Source organism: Mycolicibacterium tokaiense (assembly GCF_010725885.1).
GTDB lineage: Bacteria > Actinomycetota > Actinomycetes > Mycobacteriales > Mycobacteriaceae > Mycobacterium > Mycobacterium tokaiense.
The window spans coordinates 325,442-351,006 of record NZ_AP022600.1 but is presented as its reverse complement, the minus strand read 5'-3'; the positions used below and the strand labels follow the sequence as shown (position 1 = coordinate 351,006).

At 68.2% G+C, this 25,565-nt stretch carries 27 protein-coding genes; 15 read left to right on the top strand and 12 right to left on the bottom strand.

Features of this window, described 5'->3' with window-relative positions; genetic code table 11:
* Positions 1-3: 3 nt before the first annotated feature.
* The 7 genes from log to G6N58_RS01615 all read left to right on the top strand — a co-directional run bounded on the left by log (position 4) and on the right by G6N58_RS01615 (position 5,640).
* A complete protein-coding gene (gene log / locus G6N58_RS01645; protein ID WP_178057582.1) occupies positions 4-567 on the top strand; it encodes a cytokinin riboside 5'-monophosphate phosphoribohydrolase in 564 nt (187 codons plus the stop codon).
* A gap of 67 nt (positions 568-634) precedes the next feature.
* A complete protein-coding gene (gene fadD6 / locus G6N58_RS01640) occupies positions 635-2,422 on the top strand; it encodes a long-chain-acyl-CoA synthetase FadD6 (RefSeq protein ID WP_115280001.1) in 1,788 nt (595 codons plus the stop codon).
* 141 nt (positions 2,423-2,563) lie between these two features.
* Positions 2,564-3,439, top strand: coding sequence for a dihydropteroate synthase (gene folP, locus G6N58_RS01635; protein ID WP_115280002.1), 876 nt, complete (start codon positions 2,564-2,566; stop codon positions 3,437-3,439).
* Positions 3,436-4,389 (top strand): glucosyl-3-phosphoglycerate synthase, encoded by a 954-nt coding sequence (locus G6N58_RS01630; RefSeq protein ID WP_115280003.1) that lies wholly within the window; start codon positions 3,436-3,438, stop codon positions 4,387-4,389. The genes folP and G6N58_RS01630 overlap by 4 nt, the downstream gene beginning before the upstream one ends.
* Before the next feature lie 83 nt (positions 4,390-4,472).
* On the top strand, positions 4,473-4,790 hold the full coding sequence (locus G6N58_RS01625) for a DivIVA domain-containing protein (protein WP_115280004.1): 318 nt from the start codon (positions 4,473-4,475) through the stop codon (positions 4,788-4,790).
* Positions 4,783-5,349, top strand: a complete 567-nt coding sequence (locus tag G6N58_RS01620) for a DNA-3-methyladenine glycosylase I (protein ID WP_115280005.1) — start codon at positions 4,783-4,785, stop codon at positions 5,347-5,349. The genes G6N58_RS01625 and G6N58_RS01620 overlap by 8 nt, the downstream gene beginning before the upstream one ends.
* A gap of 123 nt (positions 5,350-5,472) precedes the next feature.
* The gene (locus tag G6N58_RS01615; protein ID WP_068918317.1) at positions 5,473-5,640 is read left to right on the top strand and encodes a DUF3117 domain-containing protein; all 168 of its coding nucleotides are present in this window, start codon (positions 5,473-5,475) and stop codon (positions 5,638-5,640) included.
* A 49-nt stretch (positions 5,641-5,689) separates the two neighbouring features.
* Here G6N58_RS01615 and glgA read toward each other — a convergent pair whose 3' ends face one another.
* Complete coding sequence (glgA, locus tag G6N58_RS01610) at positions 5,690-6,844, bottom strand: glycogen synthase (RefSeq protein WP_115280006.1); 1,155 nt, start codon at positions 6,842-6,844, stop codon at positions 5,690-5,692.
* A gap of 166 nt (positions 6,845-7,010) precedes the next feature.
* Here glgA and glgC point away from each other — a divergent pair, with 166 nt between their 5' ends.
* Positions 7,011-8,225 (top strand): glucose-1-phosphate adenylyltransferase, encoded by a 1,215-nt coding sequence (glgC, locus tag G6N58_RS01605; RefSeq protein WP_115280007.1) that lies wholly within the window; start codon positions 7,011-7,013, stop codon positions 8,223-8,225.
* Position 8,226: 1 nt separating this feature from the next.
* On the opposite strand, the gene G6N58_RS01600 is transcribed toward glgC, so the two are convergent.
* From G6N58_RS01600 to G6N58_RS01585, 4 genes are read right to left on the bottom strand one after another with little or no spacing between them, the layout of a single operon-like run.
* Complete coding sequence (locus G6N58_RS01600; RefSeq protein WP_115280008.1) at positions 8,227-8,709, bottom strand: MSMEG_6728 family protein; 483 nt, start codon at positions 8,707-8,709, stop codon at positions 8,227-8,229.
* A gap of 18 nt (positions 8,710-8,727) precedes the next feature.
* Positions 8,728-10,365, bottom strand: a complete 1,638-nt coding sequence (locus G6N58_RS01595; RefSeq protein ID WP_115280009.1) for an ABC transporter permease — start codon at positions 10,363-10,365, stop codon at positions 8,728-8,730.
* Complete coding sequence (locus G6N58_RS01590; RefSeq protein ID WP_115280010.1) at positions 10,362-11,261, bottom strand: ABC transporter ATP-binding protein; 900 nt, start codon at positions 11,259-11,261, stop codon at positions 10,362-10,364. Before G6N58_RS01590 ends, G6N58_RS01595 begins: the two co-directional genes overlap by 4 nt.
* Positions 11,251-11,886, bottom strand: coding sequence for a TetR/AcrR family transcriptional regulator (locus tag G6N58_RS01585; protein ID WP_115281889.1), 636 nt, complete (start codon positions 11,884-11,886; stop codon positions 11,251-11,253). The genes G6N58_RS01590 and G6N58_RS01585 overlap by 11 nt, the downstream gene beginning before the upstream one ends.
* A 471-nt stretch (positions 11,887-12,357) precedes the next feature.
* Between G6N58_RS01585 and G6N58_RS01580 the strand changes: the two genes are divergently transcribed.
* Positions 12,358-13,797 carry a PGRS repeat-containing protein gene (locus G6N58_RS01580; RefSeq protein WP_178057583.1) on the top strand — a complete coding sequence of 480 codons (1,440 nt, stop codon included), beginning with the start codon at positions 12,358-12,360 and terminating at the stop codon, positions 13,795-13,797.
* 64 nt (positions 13,798-13,861) lie between these two features.
* Here the strand turns inward: G6N58_RS01580 and G6N58_RS01575 are convergent, their stop codons facing one another.
* Complete coding sequence (locus G6N58_RS01575; RefSeq protein WP_179968206.1) at positions 13,862-14,908, bottom strand: class I SAM-dependent methyltransferase; 1,047 nt, start codon at positions 14,906-14,908, stop codon at positions 13,862-13,864.
* Positions 14,909-15,036: 128 nt separating this feature from the next.
* On the opposite strand from G6N58_RS01575, the gene G6N58_RS01570 reads away from it, so the two are divergent.
* On the top strand, positions 15,037-15,579 hold the full coding sequence (locus tag G6N58_RS01570; RefSeq protein ID WP_115280011.1) for a hypothetical protein: 543 nt from the start codon (positions 15,037-15,039) through the stop codon (positions 15,577-15,579).
* Positions 15,580-15,588: 9 nt separating this feature from the next.
* Here G6N58_RS01570 and G6N58_RS01565 read toward each other — a convergent pair whose 3' ends face one another.
* Positions 15,589-16,236: an O-methyltransferase gene (locus tag G6N58_RS01565; RefSeq protein WP_115281891.1), complete on the bottom strand. Its 648-nt coding sequence runs from the start codon at positions 16,234-16,236 to the stop codon at positions 15,589-15,591.
* 181 nt (positions 16,237-16,417) lie between these two features.
* Here G6N58_RS01565 and sigE point away from each other — a divergent pair, with 181 nt between their 5' ends.
* The 4 genes from sigE (at position 16,418) to tatB (ending at position 19,728) form a co-directional block, all read left to right on the top strand.
* The gene (gene sigE / locus G6N58_RS01560; protein WP_163907823.1) at positions 16,418-17,188 is read left to right on the top strand and encodes an RNA polymerase sigma factor SigE; all 771 of its coding nucleotides are present in this window, start codon (positions 16,418-16,420) and stop codon (positions 17,186-17,188) included.
* 95 nt (positions 17,189-17,283) lie between these two features.
* On the top strand, positions 17,284-17,706 hold the full coding sequence (gene rseA, locus G6N58_RS01555) for an anti-sigma E factor RseA (protein ID WP_115280013.1): 423 nt from the start codon (positions 17,284-17,286) through the stop codon (positions 17,704-17,706).
* Between the two features lie 88 nt (positions 17,707-17,794).
* Positions 17,795-19,318: a serine protease HtrA gene (htrA, locus tag G6N58_RS01550; RefSeq protein ID WP_197746389.1), complete on the top strand. Its 1,524-nt coding sequence runs from the start codon at positions 17,795-17,797 to the stop codon at positions 19,316-19,318.
* Positions 19,318-19,728, top strand: a complete 411-nt coding sequence (tatB, locus tag G6N58_RS01545) for a Sec-independent protein translocase protein TatB (protein WP_115280015.1) — start codon at positions 19,318-19,320, stop codon at positions 19,726-19,728. Before htrA ends, tatB begins: the two co-directional genes overlap by 1 nt.
* A 6-nt stretch (positions 19,729-19,734) precedes the next feature.
* Here the strand turns inward: tatB and G6N58_RS01540 are convergent, their stop codons facing one another.
* The 4 genes from G6N58_RS01540 to G6N58_RS01525 form a co-directional block, all read right to left on the bottom strand.
* Positions 19,735-20,874, bottom strand: coding sequence for an Mrp/NBP35 family ATP-binding protein (locus tag G6N58_RS01540; RefSeq protein ID WP_115280016.1), 1,140 nt, complete (start codon positions 20,872-20,874; stop codon positions 19,735-19,737).
* A 161-nt stretch (positions 20,875-21,035) separates the two neighbouring features.
* The gene (locus G6N58_RS01535) at positions 21,036-22,274 is read right to left on the bottom strand and encodes a lytic transglycosylase domain-containing protein (protein WP_435406172.1); all 1,239 of its coding nucleotides are present in this window, start codon (positions 22,272-22,274) and stop codon (positions 21,036-21,038) included.
* Between the two features lie 72 nt (positions 22,275-22,346).
* Complete coding sequence (locus tag G6N58_RS01530) at positions 22,347-22,910, bottom strand: DUF1003 domain-containing protein (RefSeq protein ID WP_232067692.1); 564 nt, start codon at positions 22,908-22,910, stop codon at positions 22,347-22,349.
* Entirely contained in the window at positions 22,907-24,193 is a 1,287-nt protein-coding gene (locus G6N58_RS01525; RefSeq protein WP_115280017.1) for a magnesium transporter MgtE N-terminal domain-containing protein, read from the bottom strand. Before G6N58_RS01525 ends, G6N58_RS01530 begins: the two co-directional genes overlap by 4 nt.
* Positions 24,194-24,218: 25 nt before the next feature.
* Here G6N58_RS01525 and G6N58_RS01520 point away from each other — a divergent pair, with 25 nt between their 5' ends.
* Positions 24,219-25,181 (top strand): HpcH/HpaI aldolase/citrate lyase family protein, encoded by a 963-nt coding sequence (locus G6N58_RS01520; RefSeq protein WP_115280018.1) that lies wholly within the window; start codon positions 24,219-24,221, stop codon positions 25,179-25,181.
* Here G6N58_RS01520 and G6N58_RS30665 read toward each other — a convergent pair.
* The gene (locus G6N58_RS30665; RefSeq protein WP_163907821.1) at positions 25,178-25,468 is read right to left on the bottom strand and encodes a DUF4190 domain-containing protein; all 291 of its coding nucleotides are present in this window, start codon (positions 25,466-25,468) and stop codon (positions 25,178-25,180) included. The two genes, G6N58_RS01520 and G6N58_RS30665, sit on opposite strands and share 4 nt — an antisense overlap.
* Between the last annotated feature and the right edge of the window lie 97 nt (positions 25,469-25,565).

Genomic DNA, 25,565 nt, shown 5'->3' with positions numbered 1-25,565 from the left:
CCGATGTCCTCCGACCGCGAATCCGACAGGCAGTGGGCCGTGTGCGTCTACTGCGCCTCCGGCCCCCGACACCCCGAATTGCTGAACCTGGCCACCGCGCTGGGGGCGGCGATCGCCGACCGCGGCTGGACCCTGGTGTCCGGCGGCGGCAACGTCTCGGCCATGGGCGCGGTGGCCGCGGGTGCCCGCTCGCACGGGGGACGGACCCTCGGCGTCATCCCCAAGGCCCTGGTGCACCGCGAGTTGGCCGACGTCGACGCCGACGAGCTGGTGGTCACCGACACCATGCGGCAGCGCAAACAGATCATGGAGGACCGCTCCGACGCCTTCGTGACGTTGCCCGGCGGCATCGGCACGCTGGAGGAACTGTTCGAGACGTGGACGGCCGGTTACCTCGGTATGCACGACAAACCCGTCGTGATGCTGGATCCCGACGGGCACTACGACGGGTTGCGCACGTGGCTTTCGGGTCTGGTCGACACCGGCTACGTCGGCGCGGCGGCGCTGGACCGGCTACGGGTGGTGCGCGACGTCGGCGCGGCACTCGACCTCTGCGCACCCCTCTGACAACGGCGGTTGTCTCGATCCGGTTACGCTAGCCTGCGAATCCGCTGAAGACGAGGGGCGAACGAGCATGTCCGAACAGAACGGTTCCCGATCCTCCGTCGGCCTGGCCGACATCGTCACGCAGGTGCCGGCAGTACTTGCCGACGCACCGCAGATCTTCCGGGGGGTGACGACGGGCTTTCTGGCACGTCCCACGTCGAAGACCTCGATCGGCAAGGTGTTCCAGGACCGGGCCGAGAAGTACGGCAACCGACCGTTCCTGCGGTTCGAGAATCAGACGCTCACCTACGCCGAGGCGAATGCCACCGCCAACCGCTACGCCGCGGTGTTGGCCGCCAAGGGCGTCGGGCACGGCGACGTCGTCGGCATCATGCTGCGCAACTCGCCCGACGCGGTTCTGACCATGCTGGCGGCGGTCAAGTGCGGGGCCGTGGCGGGCATGCTGAACTACCACCAGCGTGGTGAGGTGCTGGCGCACAGCATCGGGTTGCTCGAGGCGACGGTGATCATCGCCGAGACGGAGTTCATCGAACCGATCGTCGAGTGCGGCGCGGTGGCCGACGGCGCGCCCGAGCCCACCACGATCGAGGAACTGCACCGGCTGGCCGAGACGGCACCCACCGCCAATCCGGCGTCGGCCTCGGCGGTGTTGGCCAAGGACACCGCGTTCTACATCTTCACCTCCGGAACCACCGGGCACCCGAAAGCCAGTGTGATGACCCACTTCCGGTGGCTGCGTGCCCTGGCCGGGTTCGGTGGGCTGGCGCTGCGGCTCAAGAGTGACGACGTGCTGTACTGCTGCCTGCCGCTCTACCACAACAACGCACTCACGGTGGCGCTGTCCTCGGCGCTGACCTCCGGAGCCACGCTGGCACTGGGCAAGTCGTTCTCGGCCTCGCGGTTCTGGGACGAGGTGATCCGTTATGAGGCAACGGCTTTCGTCTACATCGGCGAGCTGTGTCGCTACCTGCTGAACCAGCCGGATAAGCCGACCGACCGTTCCCACAAGGTGCGGGTGATCGCCGGAAACGGTCTGCGACCTGAGATCTGGGACGAGTTCACCAGGCGGTTCGGGATCAAGCGGGTGGCCGAGTTCTACGCCGCCAGCGAAGGCAACACCGCGTTCATCAACGTCTTCAACGTCGCCAAGAGCACCGGCATCAGCCCGATGCCGCTGGCCTACGTGGAGTACGACGCCGACACCGGCGAGCCCAAGCGCGACTCCTCGGGACGCGTGCGGAAGGTGCCCGCCGGCCAGCCGGGGTTGCTGATCAGCCCGGTGAACAAGCTGTCGCCCTTTGACGGCTACACCGACAAGGAGGCCAGCGAGAAGAAGCTGGTGCGCAACGCCTTCAAAGACGGCGACGTCTGGTTCAACACCGGGGACGTGATGAACCCGCAGGGCATGGGGCACGCTGCCTTCGCCGACCGCCTGGGGGACACCTTCCGGTGGAAGGGCGAGAACGTGGCCACCACCCAGGTCGAGGGTGCCCTGGTGGATCTGCACGACATCGAGGAGTGCACCGTCTACGGCGTCGAGGTGCCCGACACCGGCGGGCGCGCCGGTATGGCGGCGATCAAGCTGCGCGACGGCTCGTCCTTCGACGGCAAGGCCCTGGCCGGCGCGGTCTACGGCAAGCTGCCCGCCTATGCCGTGCCGCTGTTCGTCCGGGTGGTGGAGTCCCTGGAGCACACATCGACGTTCAAGAGCCGCAAGGTCGACCTGCGCAAGGAGGGCTACGGCTCCGACGTCAAGGACCCGCTGTACGTGCTGAAAGGTCGTGACGAGGGGTACGTCGAGTTCTACGACGAGTACCCGAACGAGGTTGCCTCCGGGCAGCGTCCGAAGGGCTGAGGAACGAAGCCCTGAAGGAGCGCTGACCCAGAGGGACGGGCAGCGTCCGAAGGGCTGAGATTCACAGCAGGGCGGGCCAGAGCTCAATTTCCCGCCACGGTGTGAATCTCGGTGCCGTCGGCGCGCGGTTAGCCTGGCTGTGTGCAGGCGATGTTCATGGGCAGGCCGGTGGCCGGCGACCGGGCGCTCATCATGGCGATCGTCAACCGCACGCCGGACTCCTTCTACGACCGCGGTGCCACCTTCACCGACGAGGCGGCCAAGGCTGCCGCGCACCGGGCGGTGGCCGATGGCGCGGACGTCATCGACATCGGCGGCGTCAAGGCCGGGCCGGGGCAGGTGGTGGACGCCGATGAGGAGACGGCGCGCGTCGTGCCCTTCATCGAGTGGCTGCGGGCGACGTTCCCGGACCAGCTGATCAGTGTCGACACCTGGCGTGCGTCGGTGGCGAAGCTGGCCTGCGCCGCGGGGGCGGACCTGATCAACGACACCTGGGCAGGGGCTGATCCCGGTCTGCCGGAGGTGGCCGCGGAGTTCGGGGCGGGATTGGTCTGCTCACACACCGGCGGCGCCACACCGCGGACACGGCCGTTTCGGGTGAACTACGGCACCAGTACCCGTGGCGTGGTCGACGACGTGATCGCCGAGGTCACTGCCGCGGCACAGGACGCTGTGAGCAAAGGCGTGGACCGTGAGCGGATTCTCATAGACCCCACTCATGATTTCGGCAAAAACACTTACCACGGTCTTACTTTGTTGCGGCATGTAAAAGACCTTGTTAAGACTGGATGGCCGGTCCTGATGGCCCTGAGCAACAAGGATTTTGTCGGGGAGACTCTGGGAGTGGGTCTGACCGAACGCCTGGACGGCACCCTGGCGGCCACCGCACTGGCAGCGGCCGACGGAGCGCGGATGTTCCGGGTACACGAAGTCGGACCCACTCGGCGCGTACTGGAGATGGTCGCGTCGATCCAAGGAGTGCGTCCACCGACGCGCACGGTGAGGGGACTGGCATGACGACAACACCTGACCTGGCCATCGAGAACAAAATGCGCACCGACACCTGGCTCGCAGAAAACAGCTGGAACCGCCCGAACTGGTCCGTCGCCGAGCTGGAGGCAGCCAAGAAGGGCCGCACAATCTCAGTGGTCCTGCCCGCCCTGAACGAGGAAGACACCGTCGCCTCGGTCATCGACACCATCTCACCCATGCTCGGCGGTCTGGTCGACGAACTGATCGTGCTGGACTCCGGCTCCACCGACGACACCGAGATCCGCGCCATCGCCGCGGGCGCCAAGGTGGTCAGCCGCGAGCAGGCACTGCCCGAACTTCCCCCCAATCCCGGCAAGGGCGAGGTGCTGTGGCGGTCGCTGGCCGCCACCACCGGCGACATCGTGGTCTTCGTCGACTCCGACCTCATCGACCCGTCCCCGATGTTCGTACCCAACCTGGTGGGCCCGCTGCTCACCCGCGACGGCATCCACCTGGTCAAGGGTTTCTACCGCCGGCCGCTCAAGGTCAGCGGCAGCGAAGACGCCAACGGCGGCGGCCGCGTCACCCAGCTGGTGGCCCGCCCCATGCTCGCATCCCTGCGTCCTGAGCTCAGCGGCGTCTTCCAGCCGCTGGGCGGTGAGTACGCCGGCACCCGGGAGCTGCTGATGTCGCTGCCGTTCGCACCGGCTTACGGTGTGGAGATCGGACTGCTGGTCGACACCTACGACAAGCTGGGCATCGACGCCATCGCCCAGGTGAACCTGGGCGTCCGGGTGCACCGCAACCAACCGCTGACCGCGCTGGGGGACATGAGCCGTCAGGTGATGGCGACCCTGCTCTCGCGCTGCGGCATCACCGACTCCGGAGTGGGGCTGACGCAGTTCTTCGCCGACGGCGACGACTTCACCCCGCGGGTGTCCAAGGTGTCACTCGAAGACCGCCCGCCGATGAACACCCTGCGGCCTCTCCGGTAGCTCACAGGGTCGACCGAGGTCCAGACGCGGCGACGGAGGAGTCCGCGGTGAAGAGCCTCGGTCTTTAGGGCAGGATCGATGGCGTGACAATGGTCTTGCTGTACGTCGTCGTGCTGATCCTGATCGCCATCGTGCTGTTCGGCGTGGCCAGTGTGGTGTTCGGTCGCGGCGAGCAGCTGCCGCCCCTGCCGCGGGCGACCACGGCGACGGTCCTGCCCGCCTCCGGTGTCACCGGTGCTGACGTCGAGGCGGTGAAGTTCAGCCAGACGCTGCGCGGTTACAAGACCAGCGAAGTGGACTGGGTGCTGGACCGCCTGGCCCAGGAGCTCGACTCCCTGCGTGCCGAGGTGGACGCACTGCGCAGCCAGCGGGTCGAGAGCGCCGCCGACGCGCGTGACTGACGACGGCCGGATCCGGTGCGACTGGGCTGACCAGGGGCCGCAGCTCTACCGCGATTACCACGACGACGAGTGGGGCCGGCCGTTGCGCGGCACCGTCGCGTTGTTCGAGCGGATCAGCCTGGAGGCGTTCCAGAGTGGGCTGTCGTGGCTGATCATCCTGCGTAAGCGGGAGGGTTTCCGGGCCGCCTTCGCAGGCTTCGACGTCGACACGGTGGCCGCCTACGACGACAACGACATCGAGCGCCTGATGACCGACAGCACGATCGTGCGCAACCGGGCCAAGATCGAGGCCACCATCGGCAATGCCCGCGCGGTGGCGGCCCTCGACGTCGACCTGTCCGACTTGCTGTGGTCCTACGCTCCTGCTCGTCGCCCGCGGCCGGCGAGCATGGCCGACGTCCCGGCGGTCACGCCCGAGTCCACCGCCATGGCCCGCGAACTCAAGCGACGGGGTTTTCGGTTCGTCGGCCCCACCACCGCCTACGCCTTGATGCAGGCCACCGGGATGGTCGACGACCACATCGCGGCGTGTTGGGTTCCGGCAGTTGAGCACCGCTAACGGCCGGGTCTTACACACGTAGCGGCGACGATAGGGAACAATGGATACGTGAACTGGCCTTTCGGCGCGCCGGAGGCGGATTGTGTACCGGGGACGAGAAGTCCAACTTGGAGGGAGCACTCGATGGCGGCCATGAAGCCCCGGACCGGCGACGGTCCATTGGAAGCAACCAAAGAGGGGCGTGGCATCGTGATGCGGGTACCGCTCGAGGGCGGTGGCCGCCTGGTCGTGGAACTGACCCCCGATGAAGCCGCCGCGCTCGGCGACGAGTTGAAGAATGTGACCGGCTGAAGCCGACCCTCGTTTCACGTGACGAACCCCGCGCGGTGCGCGGGGTTCGTCACGCGGACACCGCGCGATAGATCTGCAGAGTCTGTTCGGCGATGCGGGCCCACGAGAACTCGTCGATACAGCGCTGCCGTCCTGCTGCTCCGTAGCGGGCCGCGCGCTCGGGGTCTGCCACCAGTGCGTTGACGGCCGCCGCGATGCCGGCTTCGAACCCGGGGGCGTCGGCGGCGTCGTAGTGCACCAGCGTGCCGGTGGTGCCGTCGGCCACCACCTCGGGGATGCCGCCGACGTCGGAGGCCACCACCGCGGTGCCGCAGGCCATGGCCTCGAGATTGACGATGCCCAACGGTTCGTACACCGACGGGCACACGAAAACGGCTGCCGCGGAAAGAATTTGGCGGATCTTCTGCACCGGTAGCATGTCGCGGACCCAGAACACGCCGGTGCGCGACTGCGACAGCAGCTCCACTGCGCCGGAGACCTCGGCGGCGATCTCGGGGGTGTCCGGTGCACCCGCGCACAACACGAGCTGGATCTCGGGGTCGAACTGGTGGGCGGCGGCCACCAGGTGCGGGACGCCCTTCTGGCGGGTGATCCGGCCGACGAAGGCCACCACCGGACGCGACGGGTCGACACCCAGTTCGGCCAGCACGGATGTCTGCTCATCGGGGTACCAGACGGCAGTGTCGATGCCGTTCTTCACCACATGCACCTTGTCGGGATCGAGGGCGGGGTAGACCGACAACACGTCCCTGCGCATCCCCGAACTGACGGCGATGACGGCATCTGCGGCCTCCATGGCGGTCTTCTCCACCCAGGAAGACAGGCGGTAGCCCCCGCCCAGTTGCTCGGCCTTCCACGGCCGCAGCGGCTCGAGCGAGTGCGCGGTCACCACGTGCGGAATGCCGTGCAGCAGCGCGGCGAGATGCCCCGCCATCCCCGTGTACCAGGTGTGGGAATGGGCGATGTCCGCGCCGGCGGCGGCATTGGTCATCACCAGATCGGTGGACAGCATCGACAGCGCGGCGTTGGCGCCGGCGAGCTGGGGGTCAGGCTGGTGCACGAACGCGCCGTCCCGGGGTGCGCCCATGCAGTGCACATCGACGTCGCACAAGGTGCGCAGTTGTGAGACGAGTTCGGTGACGTGGACACCCGCGCCGCCGTACACCTCAGGTGGATACTCCCGTGTCATCATCGCCACCCGCATACGCACGACCGTAGTAGTACGGGCCTGCGGGCGCAGGTATTGGGTCAACCTGACGGCTGTCGAACGCCAAATACCTTGCAGAACAACCGCCCATACCACGTAAGAAGGCCCACAAAACTCGGCCATTGCCCTAGCCGCGGTGGGTCGGTGCCGATAGGTTTGTCTCATGAGGGAAGCGCCACATGTGCTGGGAATCGTCCTGGCCGGCGGTGAAGGCAAGCGGCTCTACCCGCTGACGGCGGATCGGGCGAAGCCCGCGGTTCCCTTCGGCGGCGGGTACCGGCTGATCGACTTCGTGCTGTCGAACCTGGTGAACGCGCGGTTCCTGCGCATCTGCGTTCTCACGCAATACAAATCGCATTCCCTGGACCGGCACATCTCGCAGAACTGGCGGTTGTCCGGCCTGGCAGGCGAATACATCACGCCGGTTCCGGCACAGCAACGGTTGGGCCCACGGTGGTACACCGGTTCTGCCGATGCGATCTACCAGTCGTTGAACCTGATCTACGACGAGGATCCGGACTACATCGTGATCTTCGGGGCCGACCACGTGTACCGGATGGACCCCGAGCAGATGCTGCAGGCGCACATCGAGAGCGGGGCAGGCGCCACCGTCGCCGGTATCCGGGTGCCGCGCGCGGAGGCGTCGGCCTTCGGTTGCATCGACGCCGACGACTCCGGGCGGATCCGGGGTTGGATCGAGAAACCCTCCGACCCGCCGGGCACCCCGGATGACCCGGAGATGACGTTCGCCTCGATGGGCAACTACATCTTCACCACCAAGGTGCTGATCGACGCCATCCGCGCCGACGCCGACGAAGACCATTCCGATCACGACATGGGTGGCGACATCATCCCTCGGCTGGTGGCCGACGGCATGGCCGCGGTCTACGACTTCAACAACAACGAGGTGCCCGGCGCCACCGAGCGCGACCACGGCTACTGGCGCGACGTGGGAACTCTGGACGCCTTCTACGATGCGCACATGGATCTGGTGTCGGTGCACCCGATCTTCAACCTGTACAACAAGCGCTGGCCCATCCGCGGCGGCTCGGAGAACCTGGCCCCGGCGAAGTTCGTCAACGGCGGCTCGGCGCAGGAGTCGGTGGTGGGCGCCGGCAGCATCATCTCGGCGGCCTCGGTGCGCAATTCGGTGCTGTCGTCCAACGTCGTCATCGACGACGGCGCCATCGTCGAGGGCAGCGTGATCATGCCGGGCGCCCGCGTGGGCCGCGGAGCAGTGGTGCGCCGCGCCATCCTGGACAAGAACGTCGTCGTCGGTCCCGGCGAGATGGTGGGCGTGGATTTGGACAAGGACCGGGAGCGGTTCGCCATCAGTTCCGGCGGCGTGGTGGCTGTCGGCAAGGGCGTCTGGATCTGACTCAGGTCAGCAACACCCGTCGTGGACGGCCCGAGGCCGGCCAGACGTTGGGCAAGTCATCCGGCACGTCGGGAAACAACGGACGGTAGTGCCCGGGGTCTTTCCTGACCAACGCCGACTGGTGGCTGTGGTGCAGGCTCGGATCCCCCAGCCAGGGCGGTATCTCACCCGCGGCCGCCAACTCGTCCTGGGTGCGGACCACCGTGGTCCCGATGCCTGCCCGTACGTCGGTCAGCAGGGTCGCCGCGCAGGTGTCAGTACGGCCGTGGGCCGTCCAGACACCGCAGACATCGAGGCCGTAGCGCACCAGCGCCTCCTCGTAGCCCGCCCACATGGCCGCCGCGGGGTGACGGCGCCAGCCGTATCCCGGCACGGTGAGCGCCCGCAGTACCTGGATGGTCTCGACTCGCTGCTTGCCCAGTCTCTTGCTATCGAGGAGGCCCGCCGAGTCGATGAAACCCGGGCAGGGCAAGAACGTCTGCATGCCCCACGGGTACCCCGCTCAGCGCAGATCGCGGCGCCGGAACCCGATGATTCCCGCGACCGCCAGTGCAGCGTCGAGCACCACCAGCCACACCAGGGCGGTGGCGCTGAAGGTGCCGGTGCCGACGTGCGGAATGTGGCTGTAGGGCTGCAGATCCAGGAGCCACTGCGGTGCACCGGACAGCGAACCGAGCAGGTACATCGCGATCAGCCCCGCCACCACACCCCAGGCCGCCGGTGTGAACCTGGGCAGCGCACCGAACAGCACCAGCGCGACGGCGCCGGGCAGCCAGACCGCGGGTAACTGGACCAGCGCGGTGCCCACCACGGTGGGCAGAGTTGTTCCGACATCGCCGGCGGCGGCGCCGTAGGCCAGTCCGGCGGCCACCCCGGCGACGGCCATGGCGCCCGCCGAACCCAGCATCGCCACCGCGACATGGCTTGCCAGCCAACGGGTTCTGCTCATCGAGCCGGCGAGCAGGGTTTCGAGGCGTTGGGCAGTCTCCTCCTGGTGCAGCCGCAGCACCAGCGAGACCACGAATGCCGAGGCCGCCATGGCCAGCATGGTGAAGGCCACCGCCAGGAATGCCTGTTCCATCGCCGAGGTCCCGCCCAGTTTGGTCACCATGTCGCGGGCCAGGTCACTGTTGCCGATCTCGTCGCCGACACCGTGCACCACGCTGCCGATGAGCAGTCCGTAGAGCGTGAGCCCGACAGTCCACAGCAGCACCGCACCGCGGTCCAGGCGCCAGGCCAGGCCGCCCGGCCCGTTCAGACGCGGCGCGGCCGCTGCGGGTCCGGGGCGCTGCGCCAGTAAGCCGGAGCCGACGTCGCGGCGGCCCAGCAAGAGGAAGGCCGCGACGGTCAGCGCCGCGGTGGTGATCAGGTGCAGGGCCAGCACCCACCAGTGGTCACCGGCGAAGGGGCGCACCTGTAGGGACCACCCCAACGGGGAGAGCCATGACAGCGCGCCGGCCCCGGCGTCGCCTACTGCGCGCACGGTGAATGCCGCCGCCAGCACCGAGAACGCGATGCCGCGCGACGTCCGCGCACTGGGGGAGAGCTGGGCGGCCACCGCTGCCACAGCGGCGAACACCAGCCCGGACGCGGTGAGCGCGGCGCTGAAGGCCAGGGACCCCGCTACCGGGATGTCCATCGTCGCGAGCCCGGCGAAGCCGATCAGCCCGGTCAGCACTGCCGCGCCGAATGCCAGGAGCACCGCGGCGGCGAGGCCGGCCCGCCGGCCCACCACCGTCGAGTCGAGCAACTCGGTGCGCCCGACCTCCTCGTCGGCGCGGGTGTGGCGGATCACCGTCATGATGACGGCGACAGCGATCAAGAGGTGGAAGATGCCGGCCTTCCAGATGCCGACGGCTCCGAGGCTGTCGTTGTAGATGCCGCCGTACAGCGCCCGCTGCGCCGGGCTGGCCATGATGGACGCCGCGAACGCAGCCCGGTCCGCGGCGGTGGGGTACACGGCGTCGACGCTTCCGATGTAGACGCTCGCCAGCGGGACCGACAGCAGCAGGATCCACAGCGGGGCCACCAGCCGGTCGCGGCGCAGGTACAGCCGCAGCAGGTGGGTGGTGCCGGTGAATTCGGAGGTACTGAGGGAGGGCGCCCGATGGGCGGGATGGCTCGCAACTGCGGTACTCATGCCGCGCCTACCCGTGGTGTCCCGACGTCATAATGGCGCAGGAAGAGGTCTTCGAGGGTGGGTGGCTGGCTGACCAGGCTTCGTATTCCGGCCTCGCCGAGCGCGCGGATCACCTCGGCCAGACTGTCGCTGTCGACCTGGGCGCGCAACGTATGCCCGTCGATGACGAGATCCTCGACGCCGCGGATGCGGCTGAGATCCCCCGGGTCGCCCGCCAGTTCGGCCTTGATCGAGGTCCGGCTCAGGTGGCGCAGGTCCGCCAGGGTCCCGCTCTCGACGGTCCGGCCCGCGCGGATGATCGTCACCCGTTCGCAGAGCGCCTCGGTTTCGGCCAGGATGTGACTGGACAGCAGAACGGTGACACCGCGGTCTCGCGCTTCGGCGACGCACTGCTGAAAGACGTTCTCCATCAACGGGTCCAGCCCGGTGCTGGGTTCGTCGAGCAGTAGAAGGCGGGCATTTGACGAAAAGGCCGATACCAGAGAAACCTTCTGTCGGTTGCCTTTCGAGTAGGTGCGGGCCTTTTTGGTGGGATCGAGGGCAAATCGTTCGATGAGCTCGGTGCGACGTCTGTGGTCCAGCCCGCCGCGCATCCGGGCCAGCAGGTCGATGGTCTCGCCTCCCGTCAGCGTGGGCCACAGCGTGACATCGCCTGGCACATAGGCGATATCACGATGCAGTCGCACAGCGTCGGTCCACGGATCGCCATCCAGCAGTCGGACGGTTCCACTGTCGGCCCTGACCAGTCCCAGCAGAATACGCATGGTGGTGGATTTGCCGGCTCCGTTCGGGCCGAGGAACCCGTGGACCTCACCGTCACGCACGCCGAGATCCAAGCCGTCCAGTGCGACCGCGGAACCGAATGTCTTCCGCAGCCCCCGGATGTCAATGGCCATCTTGTTCTCCAATCTGTCGAGCGACGAACGCGTCGTACATCGCGGAATCGGTCAGCAGGCCATGGGTGTAGACCTCCAGCGCGGGCAGCACCATGTCGTTGGCGTAGTCGTGCAACACCCTGCGCATGTCGTCGGGGTGCTCGTGCAGCTGCAGGTACAGCAGGAACCCGCCGCCGCCCATGATTCCCAGGAACTTGGCGCGCGCCTTCGGATCTGGCGATTCCCGGATGGTGCCGGCGGCCACGCCGTCGGCCAGATAGGCCTCAGTATTGGCAATCATGGTGCGCCACAGTCCCTTTGCGAGCTCACTGCCGGATTGCATGCTGCGCACCAGGTAGGACATCGCCGGTGCGAAGTCGTCGATCTCGGCCAGCGCGGCGAACCATGCCGCGGGGTCATGGGTTTGCAGCGATTGCGATTTCGAGCTACGAACCAATTCGGCGATGTAGTCGTCGCACGCGGACTGCAGTCCTTCTTTGGAGCCGAAGTGGTGTATCACCAGGCTGGGGCTCACGCCGGCAACCTTGGCGATGGCCCGCACGCCCACGCCGAAGCCGTGCTCGCCGAACTGCGCGATGGCGGCGTCGCGGATTCTGGCGGCAGTGGTCAAATCGGCTGAACGCATGTTCAACATGTTAAACGCGCGTTCGACGCAACACCAGATTTCGTTTTGTGGACGTTGTCTCAGGCGCTTGCTGGAGGCCCCGAAATTGTGGCCAAAGATGAATTCAACGTGAGTGGACGGCCGCTGGCAGCTAATCGCGATATCAGCGGGGGCGAAGCGTCGAAAGCTGAGTCAAACCTGAGATGATGCCGCCATCATTTGGATCCATATAGACGTTGACCTGCGGATTTCTACAAAAGATCTGGTTTCAGCTGGAAAAACGAATCAATCGAGATCCTGTGGCCCCGCTCAGGGTTGTTCAGGTGAATCTCAGGTAAAGCAGGTGGGCGATGGCAAGTAGCAATACAAACGCAGGTGTCCTGCAAACAAAATTTTTGGCCAGGTGGTTCCCAGCGGGCGCGCGGGGTGTTACGTTGCTGAGGCAATCACCTTATCTGTGATGTGCGCCACGTCTGCGGAGGGGAAGTCCATATGTCCAAGCACTCGAAGTCTGCCGGTCGCCGGCGCTCGCTGGTCGCCACAGGCGCGGCCGTGGCGGGCGCGGGCCTGATCCTCGGAGCGCCTGCGGTCGCCATGCTGGCCACCGCCAGCACGGCCGCCGCGGCGCCGGTCGAAGAGACCTGCACCCAGCTGTTCGGCTGTGAAGACACGGTCTTCACCGCCGGTCTTGTATCCAGCCCGACGCCGAACTCGCTGTTCGGGGCATCTCTGGCCCCGGAGCCCTTCGCAGCTCCGATCGAGGCCTTCCTCGACTTCGCCGGCGCCATCCCGGTTCTGAACTTCTTCATCGGCAACGGCGCAGACGGCAACGCTCTGCATCCGGACGGCTTCAACGGCGGCATCTTCGTGGGCAGCGGCGGCGACGGCTACACCGATCCGCTGGGCGTCATCCGCGGCGGAAACGGTGGCAACGGCGGCCTCTACTACGGCGACGGTGGCGACGGCGGCGACAGCACCCTGGGTCGCAACGGCGGCAACGGCGGTAGCGCCGGCTTCTTCGCCTTCTTCGGCAACGGCGGCAGTGGTGGTAATGGCGGCGACGGTGTCGATCCGCTGCTCGGGGGCGAGAAGACCGCTGGTGGCAACGGCGGCGCCGGTGGCAACGCAGGCTTCTTCGGCCTCTTCGGTCAGGGTGGTAACGGCGGCAACGGCGGCAACGGTGTGGACGGCGACGACGCGGTGCCCAACATCCCGCTGCCGGGGCTTCCGGGCGCACCCGGCTTGCCGCAGGTCCCGCCGCTCGTTCCCGCCGGCAACGGTGGAGCGGGTAGCCCGAGCCTGACGCCCGGCGGTGCCGGTGGGTCGGGTGGTGACGGCGGAGCCGGTGTCGGTGCGGTCGGTATCGACGCCAACGCCGGCAACGGCGGTAACGGTGCCAACGGCAACGACGGCGTGGACGCCGAAGATGGCACCGCCGGTGGCGCCGGCGGCGCCGGCGGCTCAGGCGGGTTCTTCGGCGGCGGTGGCAAGGGTGGCAGCGGCGGTGTCGGCGGCGCCGGTGGCAACACCACCAGCTCCGGTGGCGCGGGCGGCTCGGGTGGTAACGGCGGCACGGCCGTCGGGGTCATCGGAACCGATGCCAACGGTGGCGACGGTGGCGACGGTGGCGTCGGCGGCGACGGTGGCGACGGTGGCGACGGTGGCGACGGCGGTGCCGCCGGTGCCGGCGGCGGCGGCGGCTTCTTCGGGTCAGGCGGCGACGACGGCGACGACGGCGAAGGTGGCGAGGGTGGCACCAGTGGAGTCGGTGGAGCCGGCGGCAACGGTGGCGCAGGTGGCACCGGAACCGCGGTCGGCGGCGGCGTCGGAACCGATGGTGACGACGGCGCTGACGGCGACGACGGCGCTGACGGCAGCTCCAGCGATGGCGAGACCGGCGGCAACACCGGAAGCGCCTCCAGCGACGACTGACAGCTGACGACAAGAGTGGGGCGCCGGCCTGGCCGGCGCCCCACTTCTGTTGTCTTCGAGTCTATTACGGCTGTGGTGTGCCGATCTTGCCGTAGACGAGCCAGCGCATCTCGACCGGGCACTGCTCCCGGGGCAGGTCGAACACGTCCTGGCCGCTGACCCATTGGGCGTACCAACTGGTGGGCGGCCAGGTGTCCGGGGGCAGGTGGGCCTTTTCGTAGTCGTACACCGACTCATCGCTGACCAGAAGTAGGCGCAAGCCGCTTGCCGCGGAAGCGATCTCGTCAGCAGTGAAAAGCGTTGAGTAACACTGCTGGCCCAGTTCGCGTGCGGCGTCATCCAGCTCTCGGCCGGGTTTTGCGACAAAGGTGTTGAACACCAGTTGGCCGCCCGGCGCCAGGTGTGCTGCCGCCAACTCGAACAGGGCGCGCAGTTGCTCGGTGGACCGGAAATCCGACACCACCTCCGAGAGCACGATCATCTTGTAGTCGTTACGCAGGCCCTGTGTGGAGGCCAAGACGTCGCCGATGATCACCCGGACCGGCAGCTGCTCGCGCTCGGCCTCGTCGGCGATGTGTTCCGCGAACTTCGCGGTGAGCTCCACCGCGTCCACCGGGTGGCCCCGCCGCGCCAAAGCCATTGTGTTGCGCCCTGTTCCGGCGCCGACATCCAGGACGGGAAAGGCTGCGGGATCAGCCGCGGCGGTGGCCAGCGCCCACACCCGGGCGTCGGGCTCGGTACCGAACAGCGGTGGTGTGCGCGTGGCGATCCAGTTCTCGTAGGTTTTCTCCAGTGACCACCATTCGACGGTGATCTCGTAGGTCAACAGCGACGCGATACCCGCGCGGTAGCTGACGGTGATGGTGGAGCGCGGCGATTTCCGGAACGCATCGTCGAGTTGGCGCTGCAGCATCTGCCGCAGGTGGTCGAGCTCCGCATCGTCGAACGCTCGGCCCACGTCGGAAAAGACGTTGCCGCACAGCGCTACGTAGTCGTCGATCATGCTCGGAACGGCGGGCAGTTGAATCTCGCCCGATACCGCCGAACGGCGCATCAGACGCCGTGACATCGCCTCACGCTCCGGGCGGGAGCTCTGGTGTTGGTTGGCCATCAGCACCTTTGCTACACCACAGGATCGGTGTTTGACCAGCCCGGCGACGAAAATGAGATGCACTGCGCTTCGGGTGGATTCGGTACGTACCGGCCTGTGCGGGCGCGCTGTGCCGCTACTATCGCCGCATGTCCGACACCCCGAGCTCCCGCGCAACTCCGCCCAGTTACCGTCAGCGGCAGTCGCCCGCGTGGATCGCGCCGCTGGCGCTGGTGGTCGCCCTCGTTGCGGTGGCCGTGGCCGTCTGGGCGTTGACCTCCAAGTCCGCCGAGTCGTCACCCGCAGCCGCCGGTTCCGAATCAGAGACCAGCACGGAGGCCGCACCTGCCGATCCGGGCGCCGCCAAGTCCGCGGTGTGCGCCGCCGTCGATACCGTCAGCCGCTCCGTGCAACTGCAGACCAACGGCAACCTGGGCCCGGATCCGGTGGCACAGACCGCGGTCGCGGCGAACGCCCGCCTTGCGCTGCTGGGCGGCGGGCTCTATCTCCAGCAGCAGCTCGGTGAGGACACCCCGGCCGAGCTGGTCGACCCGGTGCGTCAGTTCGCCCTGATCTTGCAGGACATCGGCGTCAACGCACTCACGGGCGTGACCAATCAGGATCCGGTGCAGCAGGGTCGGCTCACCGAGGGCGACCGGTTGCGCCAGGAGATCGTCGGCCTCTGCGCGTGACGGCCTGACTCACTCGCGGGCGGCGGCCAGGATGCCGTCGCCCAGCGGGATGAGCACCGGGGTCAATCGCTCGTCCTCGGCGATCAGCCGGGCAGCTTCCCGAACGGCCGACACTTCGGCGTCGTTGGCGGCCGGGTCGCCGGCGCGTCCGCCGAGAGCGGCCCGGTGGACCACGATGACGCCGCCGGGGCGCAGCAACCGGATGCCTTCCACCACGAACTCGGGCTGGTCCGACGGCTCGCCGTCGATGAACACCAGGTCGTAGGACTCATCGGCCAACCGCGTCAGCACCTCCTGAGCGCGGCCGCCGATCAGTCGGGTCCGGGAGGGGCCGATGCCGCCCTCGTTGAACGCCTGCTTCGCGGTGCGCTGGTGCTCGGGTTCGACGTCGATGGTGGTCAGCACGCCGTCGTCCCGCATCCCGGACATCAGCCACAGGCCGCTCACCCCGGCGCCGGTGCCCACTTCCACCACGGCCTTGCCGCCGCTCACCCGGGCCAGCAGGCTCAGCAGCGCACCGACCGCCGGCGTCACTGCGCCCGCACCGATGTCGGTGGCCCGCTCGCGCGCGGCCGCCAGCACGGCATCCTCGGTGATCGCGTTCTCGGCGTGCGACACGATGGCTTCGGCCGGGGACTGCTGATCTTCGGGGGCCATGACCGCAGCGTAGATGGCCGTACCCCGGGTGCTGTGCAGGCGCGCCAACCGCACTCCGCTGCGCTGCCGGGCAGGTTTGAGACCTGTCAATCCGGGCATTTATCTGCTGCAATGAGGCATTCACAGGAAAACATCAGTGTGCTCATATGGCCGGCACACGCCGATGGGCGAGGGTGTGGGCATGGAACTCGGCGGTCGCTGGTCCGGGAATAGCGTTCACCCCTCACGCGTTTTCACGGCTATCGACCTGCCGGTTCCACCAACTGGCACTACACTTCAGCAACACGCTGATCAGGAGGATCTGACGACCACGATGACGGCGCCGCACAACATGTCGCACGTCGCTGACACCGCCGAGGCTGATTGGGTTCAGCCTTCCGACGAGTTGCAGGGCACTGCGGTCTTCGACGCCACGGGCGACATCGCCACCATGCCCTCATGGGATGACCTGGTCCGTCAGCATGCCGATCGTGTGTATCGGCTGGCCTACCGGCTTTCCGGCAATCAGCACGATGCCGAGGACCTCACCCAGGAGACGTTCATCCGGGTGTTCCGTTCCGTGCAGAACTACCAGCCCGGAACGTTCGAAGGCTGGCTGCACCGCATCACCACCAACCTGTTCCTCGACATGGTCCGCCGCCGGAGTCGCATCCGCATGGAAGCGTTGCCGGAGGATTACGACCGGGTTCCCGCCGACGAACCGAATCCCGAGCAGATCTATCACGACTCGCGTCTGGGTCCCGACCTGCAAGCCGCGTTGGATTCACTGCCGCCGGAGTTTCGCGCCGCCGTGGTCCTGTGCGACATCGAAGGCCTGTCCTACGAGGAAATCGGTGCCACCCTGGGCGTCAAGCTCGGCACCGTCCGCAGCCGGATCCATCGCGGCCGGCAGGCCCTGCGGGAATTCCTCGCGGCTCAGCAGCGCGTTGACGCTGCGGCAGATTTTGCTTGAGAAGATCCTCGAGTCGGGGTGTCGGAACGCCGATTGCGCGCTACATTTGTAAGGAATCGGTAAGACCGTTGCGCTGAGGTGAAGGAGCGGGGTGAATGAGCGACCGGGGACACGTATTCCGACGGGCGTTCTCCTGGCTTCCCGCTCACTTCGCCTCGCAGAGTGATTCTCCGGTGGGTGCACCTCGTCAATTCGGTTCCACAGAGCACCTCTCCATCGAGGCGATCGCCGCGTTCGTCGACGGCGAACTGCGGATGAACGCGCACCTACGAGCCGCCCACCACTTGTCCATGTGTTCCGACTGTGCCTCCGAGGTGGATGCCCAGCGACAGGCCCGGGAAGCGCTGCGGGACTCGTGTCCGATCCACATCCCCAGCGGGCTGCTGGGCATGCTCTCCCAGATTCCCCATGCCCCGGTCACGCCACCTGACGATGCGCCGGAACGCATCGGTGGACAGCTGGCCGACGACACCCGATTGTCAGAAGACGCAGCGCGGCCTCGCCGTCGCCGCCGGTAGTGTGGATGGGGCCGCGCCCGGTTTCTCCCAGGGCGCGGGTGTCGGTATCGAGCGGCTCGCACGCGAGCGCCCCCAGAATGAGGATGACGTGAGTACGGACCAGGACATCTCAGGCCAGGGGCCTACTGGGCCCCGGTTGGCCCCGCGTCCCGTCTCCAGGCCGCCGGTAGACGACGCCCAGCGGCGCGCGTTCGGACGACCCGACGGGGTGGACGGCTCGTTTGTCGCCGGCGATCTGCGGCCGCAGAAGTTCCGCGAGAACTCCGAGTACGAGCCCCGCGATCAGCCGCCGGACCCGGTGCTCGCCGAAGCCTTCGGCAAGCCCTACGTCAACGGTGAATCCCTGCAGCGCCACCCGGTGGATTCCGGAGCACTGGAGGCCGAAGAAGCCGCCAGGCGAAACGGATCCTCACCCGACCCGGCCGACGACCCGTGGCGCGACCCGGCGGCGGCAGCTGCCCTGGGCACTCCGGCCGTCACCCCACCGGCTCCTCAGGTGGCGAGCGCTCCGGCCGGCAAGCTCGGGGTGCGCGACGTGCTCTTCGGTGGCCGGGTGTCCTACGCGGCGCTCGCCGTCCTGGCCATCGTCGCTCTGGTGATCGGCGTGGCCGGTGGCTGGGTCGGACGCAAGACCGCGGAAGTGGTCCAGGCCTTCACCACCTCCAAGGTCACCCTGGAGACCTCCGGCAGCGGCGACATCCCGGCCGGCCAGATCGCGTCCGTGGCGGCCTCGGTGGCCGATTCGGTGGTGACCATCGAAGCCAAGAGCGACAACGCGGGCTCGCAGGGCTCCGGCGTCGTCATCGACGGCCGCGGTTACGTGGTGACCAACAACCACGTCATCTCCGAAGCTGCCACCAACCCGAGTGCGTGGAAGATGTCCGTCGTCTTCAATGACGGCAAGTCCGTCCCGGCGAACCTGGTGGGTCGCGACCCCAAGACCGACCTCGCGGTGCTGAAAGTCGACAATGTCGACAACCTGACCGTCGCGCGTCTGGGCAACTCCGATGACGTGGTGGTCGGCGAAGAGGTGATTGCCGCCGGTGCACCCCTGGGCCTGCGCTCGACGGTCACCTCCGGCATCGTCAGCGCGCTGCACCGTCCGGTGCCACTGTCCGGCGACGGGTCGGACACCGACACCGTCATCGACGCCATCCAGACCGACGCCTCGATCAACCACGGCAACTCCGGCGGTCCGCTGATCGACATGGACTCCCAGGTGATCGGCATCAACACCGCCGGGAAATCGTTGTCCGACAGCGCCAGTGGTCTGGGCTTCGCCATCCCGGTGAACGAGGTCAAGCAGGTCGCCGAGGCGCTGATCCGCGACGGCAAGATCGCCCACCCGACCCTGGGTCTGTCCGCGCGGTCGGTCAGCAACGACCTGGCCTCCGGTGCCCAGGTGGCAAACGTGCGTGCAGGGAGCCCCGCCGAACGTGCGGGCATCCTGGAGAACGACGTGGTGGTCAAGGTCGGCGACCGTGCGGTGGCCGATGCCAACGAGTTCACCGTGGCCGTCCGGCAGCTGCCCATCGGGCAGGATTCGCCCATCGAGGTCGTGCGCGATGGCCGCCGTCTGACGCTGACCGTGAACCCGACACCGGACAGCTAGTGTTTGCCAATCTCGGCTGGGGCGAGATGCTGCTCCTGGTCATCATCGGTCTGGTGGTGCTCGGACCCGAGCGGCTGCCCGGTGCCATCCGGTGGACGGCAGGGGCGGTGCGTCAGGCGCGCGAATACGTCTCGGGTGCCACCTCGCAACTGAAGGACGACTTCGGTACGGACTTCGACGATCTGCGCGAGCCGCTCTCGGAGTTGCAGAAGCTGCGGGGCATGACGCCGCGGGCCGCGCTCACCAAACACCTTCTGGACGGCGATGATTCGTTGTTCACCGGCAAGTTCGACAAGAAATCTGAACCGGGCCCCAGCACACCGGCACCGCCTGCTGCGGGAACGCCCACCCCGTCTCCGACCACGCCGCCCGCCACGACTGCCACGCCGTTCGACACCGACGCCACCTGAGAGCGCTCAGCGCCGAGTGGTGTCCAGTCCCAACGACATTCCGGCCAGTCCGCGTTTGCGGGCGGTGAGTGCGTCGGCGATGCCCCGAAGTTCCTTGCCCGCGGCCGAATCCGGAGCGCTCAGCACCAACGGCACGCCGGAATCACCGGCGTTCACCAGCGCGGGGTCCAGCGGTACCTGCCCCAGCAACGGGACGTCGCCGCCCACCGACCGGGACAGGCTCTCGGCGACCTGTGTGCCGCCGCCCTCGCCGAACACCTGCATGGTGGTGCCGTCGGGCAGCACCAGGCCGGACATGTTCTCCACCACACCGACCACCCGCTGACGGGTCTGCAGGGCGATCGCCCCGGCACGCTCGGCGACCTCGGCGGCGGCCAACTGCGGGGTGGTGACCACCAGGATCTCGGCGCCGGGGATCAGCTGCGCCACCGAGATGGCGACGTCGCCGGTGCCGGGAGGCAGATCCAGCAGCAGCACGTCCAGATCGCCCCAGTAGACGTCGGCGAGGAACTGCTGCAGGGCGCGGTGCAGCATCGGGCCACGCCACACCACCGGCGTGTTGCCCTGGGTGAACTGCGCGATGGAGATGACCTTCACGTCGTGCGCCACCGGCGGGACGATCATCGACTCGACCTGGGTGGGCCGGTCGTCGGTGCCCATCATCCGCGGCACCGAGTGTCCGTAGATGTCGGCGTCGAGCAGCCCCACCGAGAGCCCGCGGGCGGCCATGGCGGCGGCCAAGTTGACCGTCACGCTGGACTTGCCGACGCCGCCCTTGCCCGAGGCCACCGCGTACACGCGGGTCAGCGAGCCGGGCTGGGCGAACGGGATCACGGGTTCGGCGGAGTCGCCGCGCAGCTGCTTGCGCAGGGCGGTGCGTTGCTCGTCGTTCATCACGTCGAGGGCGACCGTGACCGCGCCGGTGCCGGGGACGTCGGCGACGGCCTGGCTGACGCGCTCGGTGATCTCCGTCTTCTTCGGACAGGCGGACGTGGTCAGGTAGATCTCGACGTGCACCGCGGAGTCGGCGTCGACGTCGATGCTCTTGACCATGTTGAGTTCGGTGATCGGCCGCCGGAGTTCCGGGTCGATCACCTTGCCCAGGGCCGCGCGGACGGCGGGGATGAGGTCGCTGCTTTGAGACATGTCACCGCCGAGTGTAGGCGGGGTCGAGCCACCCGAGAATGCCGCCTCCATCCGGCGACACATGTGTGCTCAGCTCAGCCGCTGCGGCGTGTCGGGCAGTAAACCGCACACATGTGGGCCGACGCGTGGGTGCAGGGCCAGCACGAAGCGCGAGAGACAGGTCAGGCCGGTCCGGGCAGCGGGCCCAGAGGCGCCGGGGCGGGCGCCGGGGCCGGGGGCGGGGCGGGCGCGAACAGGTTGGCCCAAGGCGGCGGCGGAGGAGGGGGCGGTGCCATCGGGGCCGGCGGCAGACCCGGGGTTCCCACCACCGGCGCGGGTGCTGCGGGTCCGCTGGTGATGCAGAAGATGGTGCACGGTGCGGCGGCGGGCGGGCCTGCCGCGTCGGCGGGGCCGGGCGGTACCGGGAGCCGGTTGGCGACGTCGGTCTGCGACAGGTTCAGCGGCAGCAGCGCCAGGGGGTCACCGGCAGGCAGACCGGCGGCCGTCATCGGGAAGTCGGGTCCGATCCCGTTGCCGCCGTCGAGGTGGGCGTTGGTGACGAGTTCGGGCACCGAGCCGGTGATGGCAGGCAGGTTCACCGGCTCCACGCCGGTGGCGTAGGAGGCTGCCCAGCCCAGGACGTTGCGGGCATAGGCCACTGAATTGTTGTACCGCAGAACAGAAGTCATCACCTGTGCCGGGTCGCGCAGGTTGAGCCCGCCGCTGCACAGGTAGCGAGCTGCGGCCAGGGTGGAGTCGTAGAGGTTTTGCGGGTCGGACTTGCCGTCACCGTCGCCGTCGGAGGCGTAGCGCGACCAGGTGCCGGGAATGAACTGCATCGGACCCATGGCCCGGGCGTAGACGGTGCGGCCGGCCTGGGTGCTGTGCACGATCACCTCGTTGCCGGGCAGGGTGCCATCCAGGGTCGGCCCGTAGATGGGCCGGGTGGCCGTACCCCGGGAGTCGGTGGCCCCGCCGTTGGCGTGCATCGACTCGATACGTCCGATGCCGGCCAGCAGATTCCAGCTGACGCCGCAGTTGGGCTGCGCGCGGGCCATCATCACTTCGGCATTGCGGTAGGCCGACAGTGCCATTGCCGGGATCCGCAGTGTTCCCGGCGCGGACACCACCATGGGCGGCGGCGGCGCGGAGTTGGTGGTCTCGGCGAAGCGGAACCGGGTCGGCGCGCGCTTGACCGAGATCACCACCGGACCGGACAGGTCGACGGGTGCCACCGCTGCCAGCGGCGTGATGGCTTGCTCGCGCACCGGGTGCGCGTCAGGGGCCGAGGCCCCGACGGCGGCGGCGAGCATGAGCGGGGTGAGGGCCGCGGCCGTGAGCGCGGATGTCCTGGGTGCGCCGGACACCTTGCGGCGGGCAGTCTTCAGCGCGTGGGTGAGACCTTGTCCCGGTATACGCACTGGACCGCCCTGGGTGAGACCGCGTGAACTCGATCACCATACAGAGTCCTGTGACACCTGGGGCGGCATTTGTCAGGGTTGACGGGAGGGGCTCTCCGGTGGGCTCTGGCGTATCTGTTTCTTGGTCTTGCGCACCTGCCGTTCGGTCCTGGCGAGGGCGGGTTCGATGGCCTCGATCATCTCGCGGATCTCGTCGAGTTCGCGGCGCAGATAGTCGCGGGTGGCGACCTCACCCACGGCCAGGCGCAGCGCCGCCAGCTCGCGGGCCAGGAACTCGGTGTCGGCCTTGGTCTGCTGAGCCCGACGCCGGTCTTCCTCCAGCGCCACCCGGTCGCGGTTCTCCTGGCGGTTCTGGGCCAGCAGGATCAAAGGCGCGGCGTAGGCGGCCTGGGTGGAGAACGCCAGGTTCAGCAGGATGAACGGGTACGGGTCCCACTGCCAGGCGAACGCACCGATGTTCAGCAGGATCCAGACGATCACGACGATCGTCTGGATGGCCAGGTACCGGCCCGTTCCCAGGAACCGGGCGATGGATTCGCTGACCCGTGCCGCGGCCTCCATGTCGAAACGCGGCGTGAATCGGCGGCGTGAGACCCGCGGGGTGCCCAGCCGGTCGCGCGCGCTGGTTTCGCTCACGGCGCCGGATCCAGTTCGGGCTCGTCGGTGCGTTCACGCCAGTCGTGGGGCAGCAGGTGGTCCAGCACGTCGTCGACGGTGACCGCACCCAGCAGGTGGGTCTCGTCGTCGACCACCGGCCCGCACACCAGGTTGTAGGCCGCGAAGTACCGCGTCACCGCGGCCAGCGAGCTGTCCGGGGTGAGGCTGGGCAGGTCCTTGTCAACCATGCCGCTGACCAGTGAGGCCGGCGGCTCGCGCAGCAGACGCTGCAGGTGCACACAGCCCAGATACCGCCCGGTGGGCGTCGCGGTGGGCGGGCGGACCACGAACACCAGCGACGACAGCGCCGGCGTCAGGTCCGGGTCACGCACCCGGGCCAGGGCCTCGGCCACGGTGGTGTCCGGGGCCACCACCACCGGTTCGGAGGTCATCAGGCCGCCTGCGGTGTCGGGGGAGTGCTGCAGCAGCCGTCGCACGGGATCGGAGTCCTCGGGATCCATCCGCGCCAGCAGCACCTCGGCCTCATTGGGGTTCAGCACACCCAGCAGGTCGGCGGCGTCGTCGGGATCCATCGCCTCGAGCACGTCGGCGGCGCGCTCGGTGGTCAGTTGCATCAACAGTTGGGTCTGGTCGTCTTCGGGCAGCTCCTGCAGGACGTCGGCCAGCCGTTCGTCGTCGAGGGCGTTGACCACCTCGTTGCGTCGTTTGGTGGGCAGCTCCCGGATGGCGTCGGCCACCTCGATGGGCCGTTGGTCCTCGAACTGGTGCAGCAGCTGCGCGACGTCCTGGCCGGGCATGGCCAGCGCGGACGGGGTGAGACCGTGCACGTTCTGCCAGTCGACGACGTGCACCGTGGTGCGACGGCCCAGCCGCCGGTGGTTGCGCACAGCGACGCGGGTCACCATCCAGTCCCGCGAGCGCACCGGTTCGATGGCCAGATCCACCACCACCACGTCCACCGCCTGCAGCTGGGGCAGCTCGGGATCGTTGACCCGCACCCGGGTGTCGAGGACCTGCCCCAGCACCAGCACCTCACCCGGGCGCTGCGCGAACCGCCGCAGCGACAGGTTGGCGGTGTTGAGGGTGACGGCCTGCGGTTCGATGGCGGTGACGCGCAGGATCGGCACGAAAATTCTTCGCCGCGACAGCAATTCGACCACCAGGCCGAGCACGCGTGGTTGCTGACGGACGATGCTGATGCTGATCACGACGTCGCGCACCCGGCCCAGTGATTCGCCGTCGGGGCCCAGCACGCCCAAGCCCGCGAGGCGGGCCGCGAAGACCCTGTTGACCGATGCCATAGGTACAAAGGGTAGGAGTGAACGGGTGAATACCGCGTATCGACCCCGTAGAACGTGCTTGTCGGTTCCCGGCAGCAGCCGCAAGTTCATCGACAAAGCCAAGGGACTGCCCGCCGACCAGGTGTTCCTGGATCTCGAGGATGCGGTGGCGCCGGAGGCCAAGGCCGCGGCCCGCCCGGTGGTGGCCGCGGCGCTGGCCGAGTCCGGGTGGGGTCAACAGATGCGCGGAGTGCGGGTCAACGACTGGACCACACCGTGGACCCACGCTGACGTCATCGAGGTGGTGGCGGGCGCTGCCGGGGCGCTCGACGTCATCGTGCTGCCCAAGGTCACCGATGTCGCGCATGTCAGCGCGCTGGATCTGCTGCTGACCCAGCTGGAACACACCCACGGGCTGGAGGTGGGCCGCATCGGCATCGACGCCCAGATCGAGGACGCCCGGGGCCTGTCCCAGGTCGACGCCATCGCCGCCCACCCGCGGGTGCATGCGCTGGTGTTGGGGCCGGCCGACATGATGGCCAGCCTGAACATGCGCACGCTGGTGGTCGGCGAGCAGCCGGAGGGCTACGACATCGGTGACGCGTTCCACCACGTCTTCATGGCAATTCTGATCGCCGCCCGCGCCCACGGGAAGGCGGCGATCGACGGGCCGTATCTGAAGGTGCGTGACACCGACGCGTTCCGGGCGGTGGCCGGTCGTTCGGCGGCGCTGGGCTACGACGGCAAGTGGGTGCTGCATCCCGACCAGATTGCGGCGGGCAACGAGATCTTCAGCCCCCGGCAGGCCGACTACGACCATGCCGAGCTGATTCTCGAGGCCTACGAGTGGCACACCTCGACCGCCGGCGGTGCGCGCGGCGCGGTGATGCTTGGCGACGAGATGATCGATGAGGCCAGCCGCAAGATGGCGCTGGTGATCGCCGGGAAGGGCCGTGCGGCGGGCATGCAGCGCCAGGCGCCGCCGTTCACGCCGGACAGCGGGCGCTAATAGGTGTAACTGGAGCTGTTGGCGGCGACCACCACCAGGAACACGATGTACAGGATGCCGAACACCACCACCAGGCTCCCGACGATCAGACCGGTCAGCGCCAGGCCGTAGCCGTCCTGGCCCGTCTGTTTGGTCTCACGCATGGCGATGATGCCCAGGATGATTCCGGCGATGGACGGCAATCCGCACAAGACGATGCCGCCGACAGCAGTGACCAGGGCGGCGATCGCCTTGCCGTTGGTGCCCGGCGGCTTGCCCTGCGAGTAGGGGTCGTACGGGTTGTACATCGGATATCCGGGGTACGCGGGCTGGCCCGGGTACGGCGGCGGCGGGTACGGCGGGGATAGCCGCCGGACGGCGGCGCATAGCCACCCGCGGGCGGCG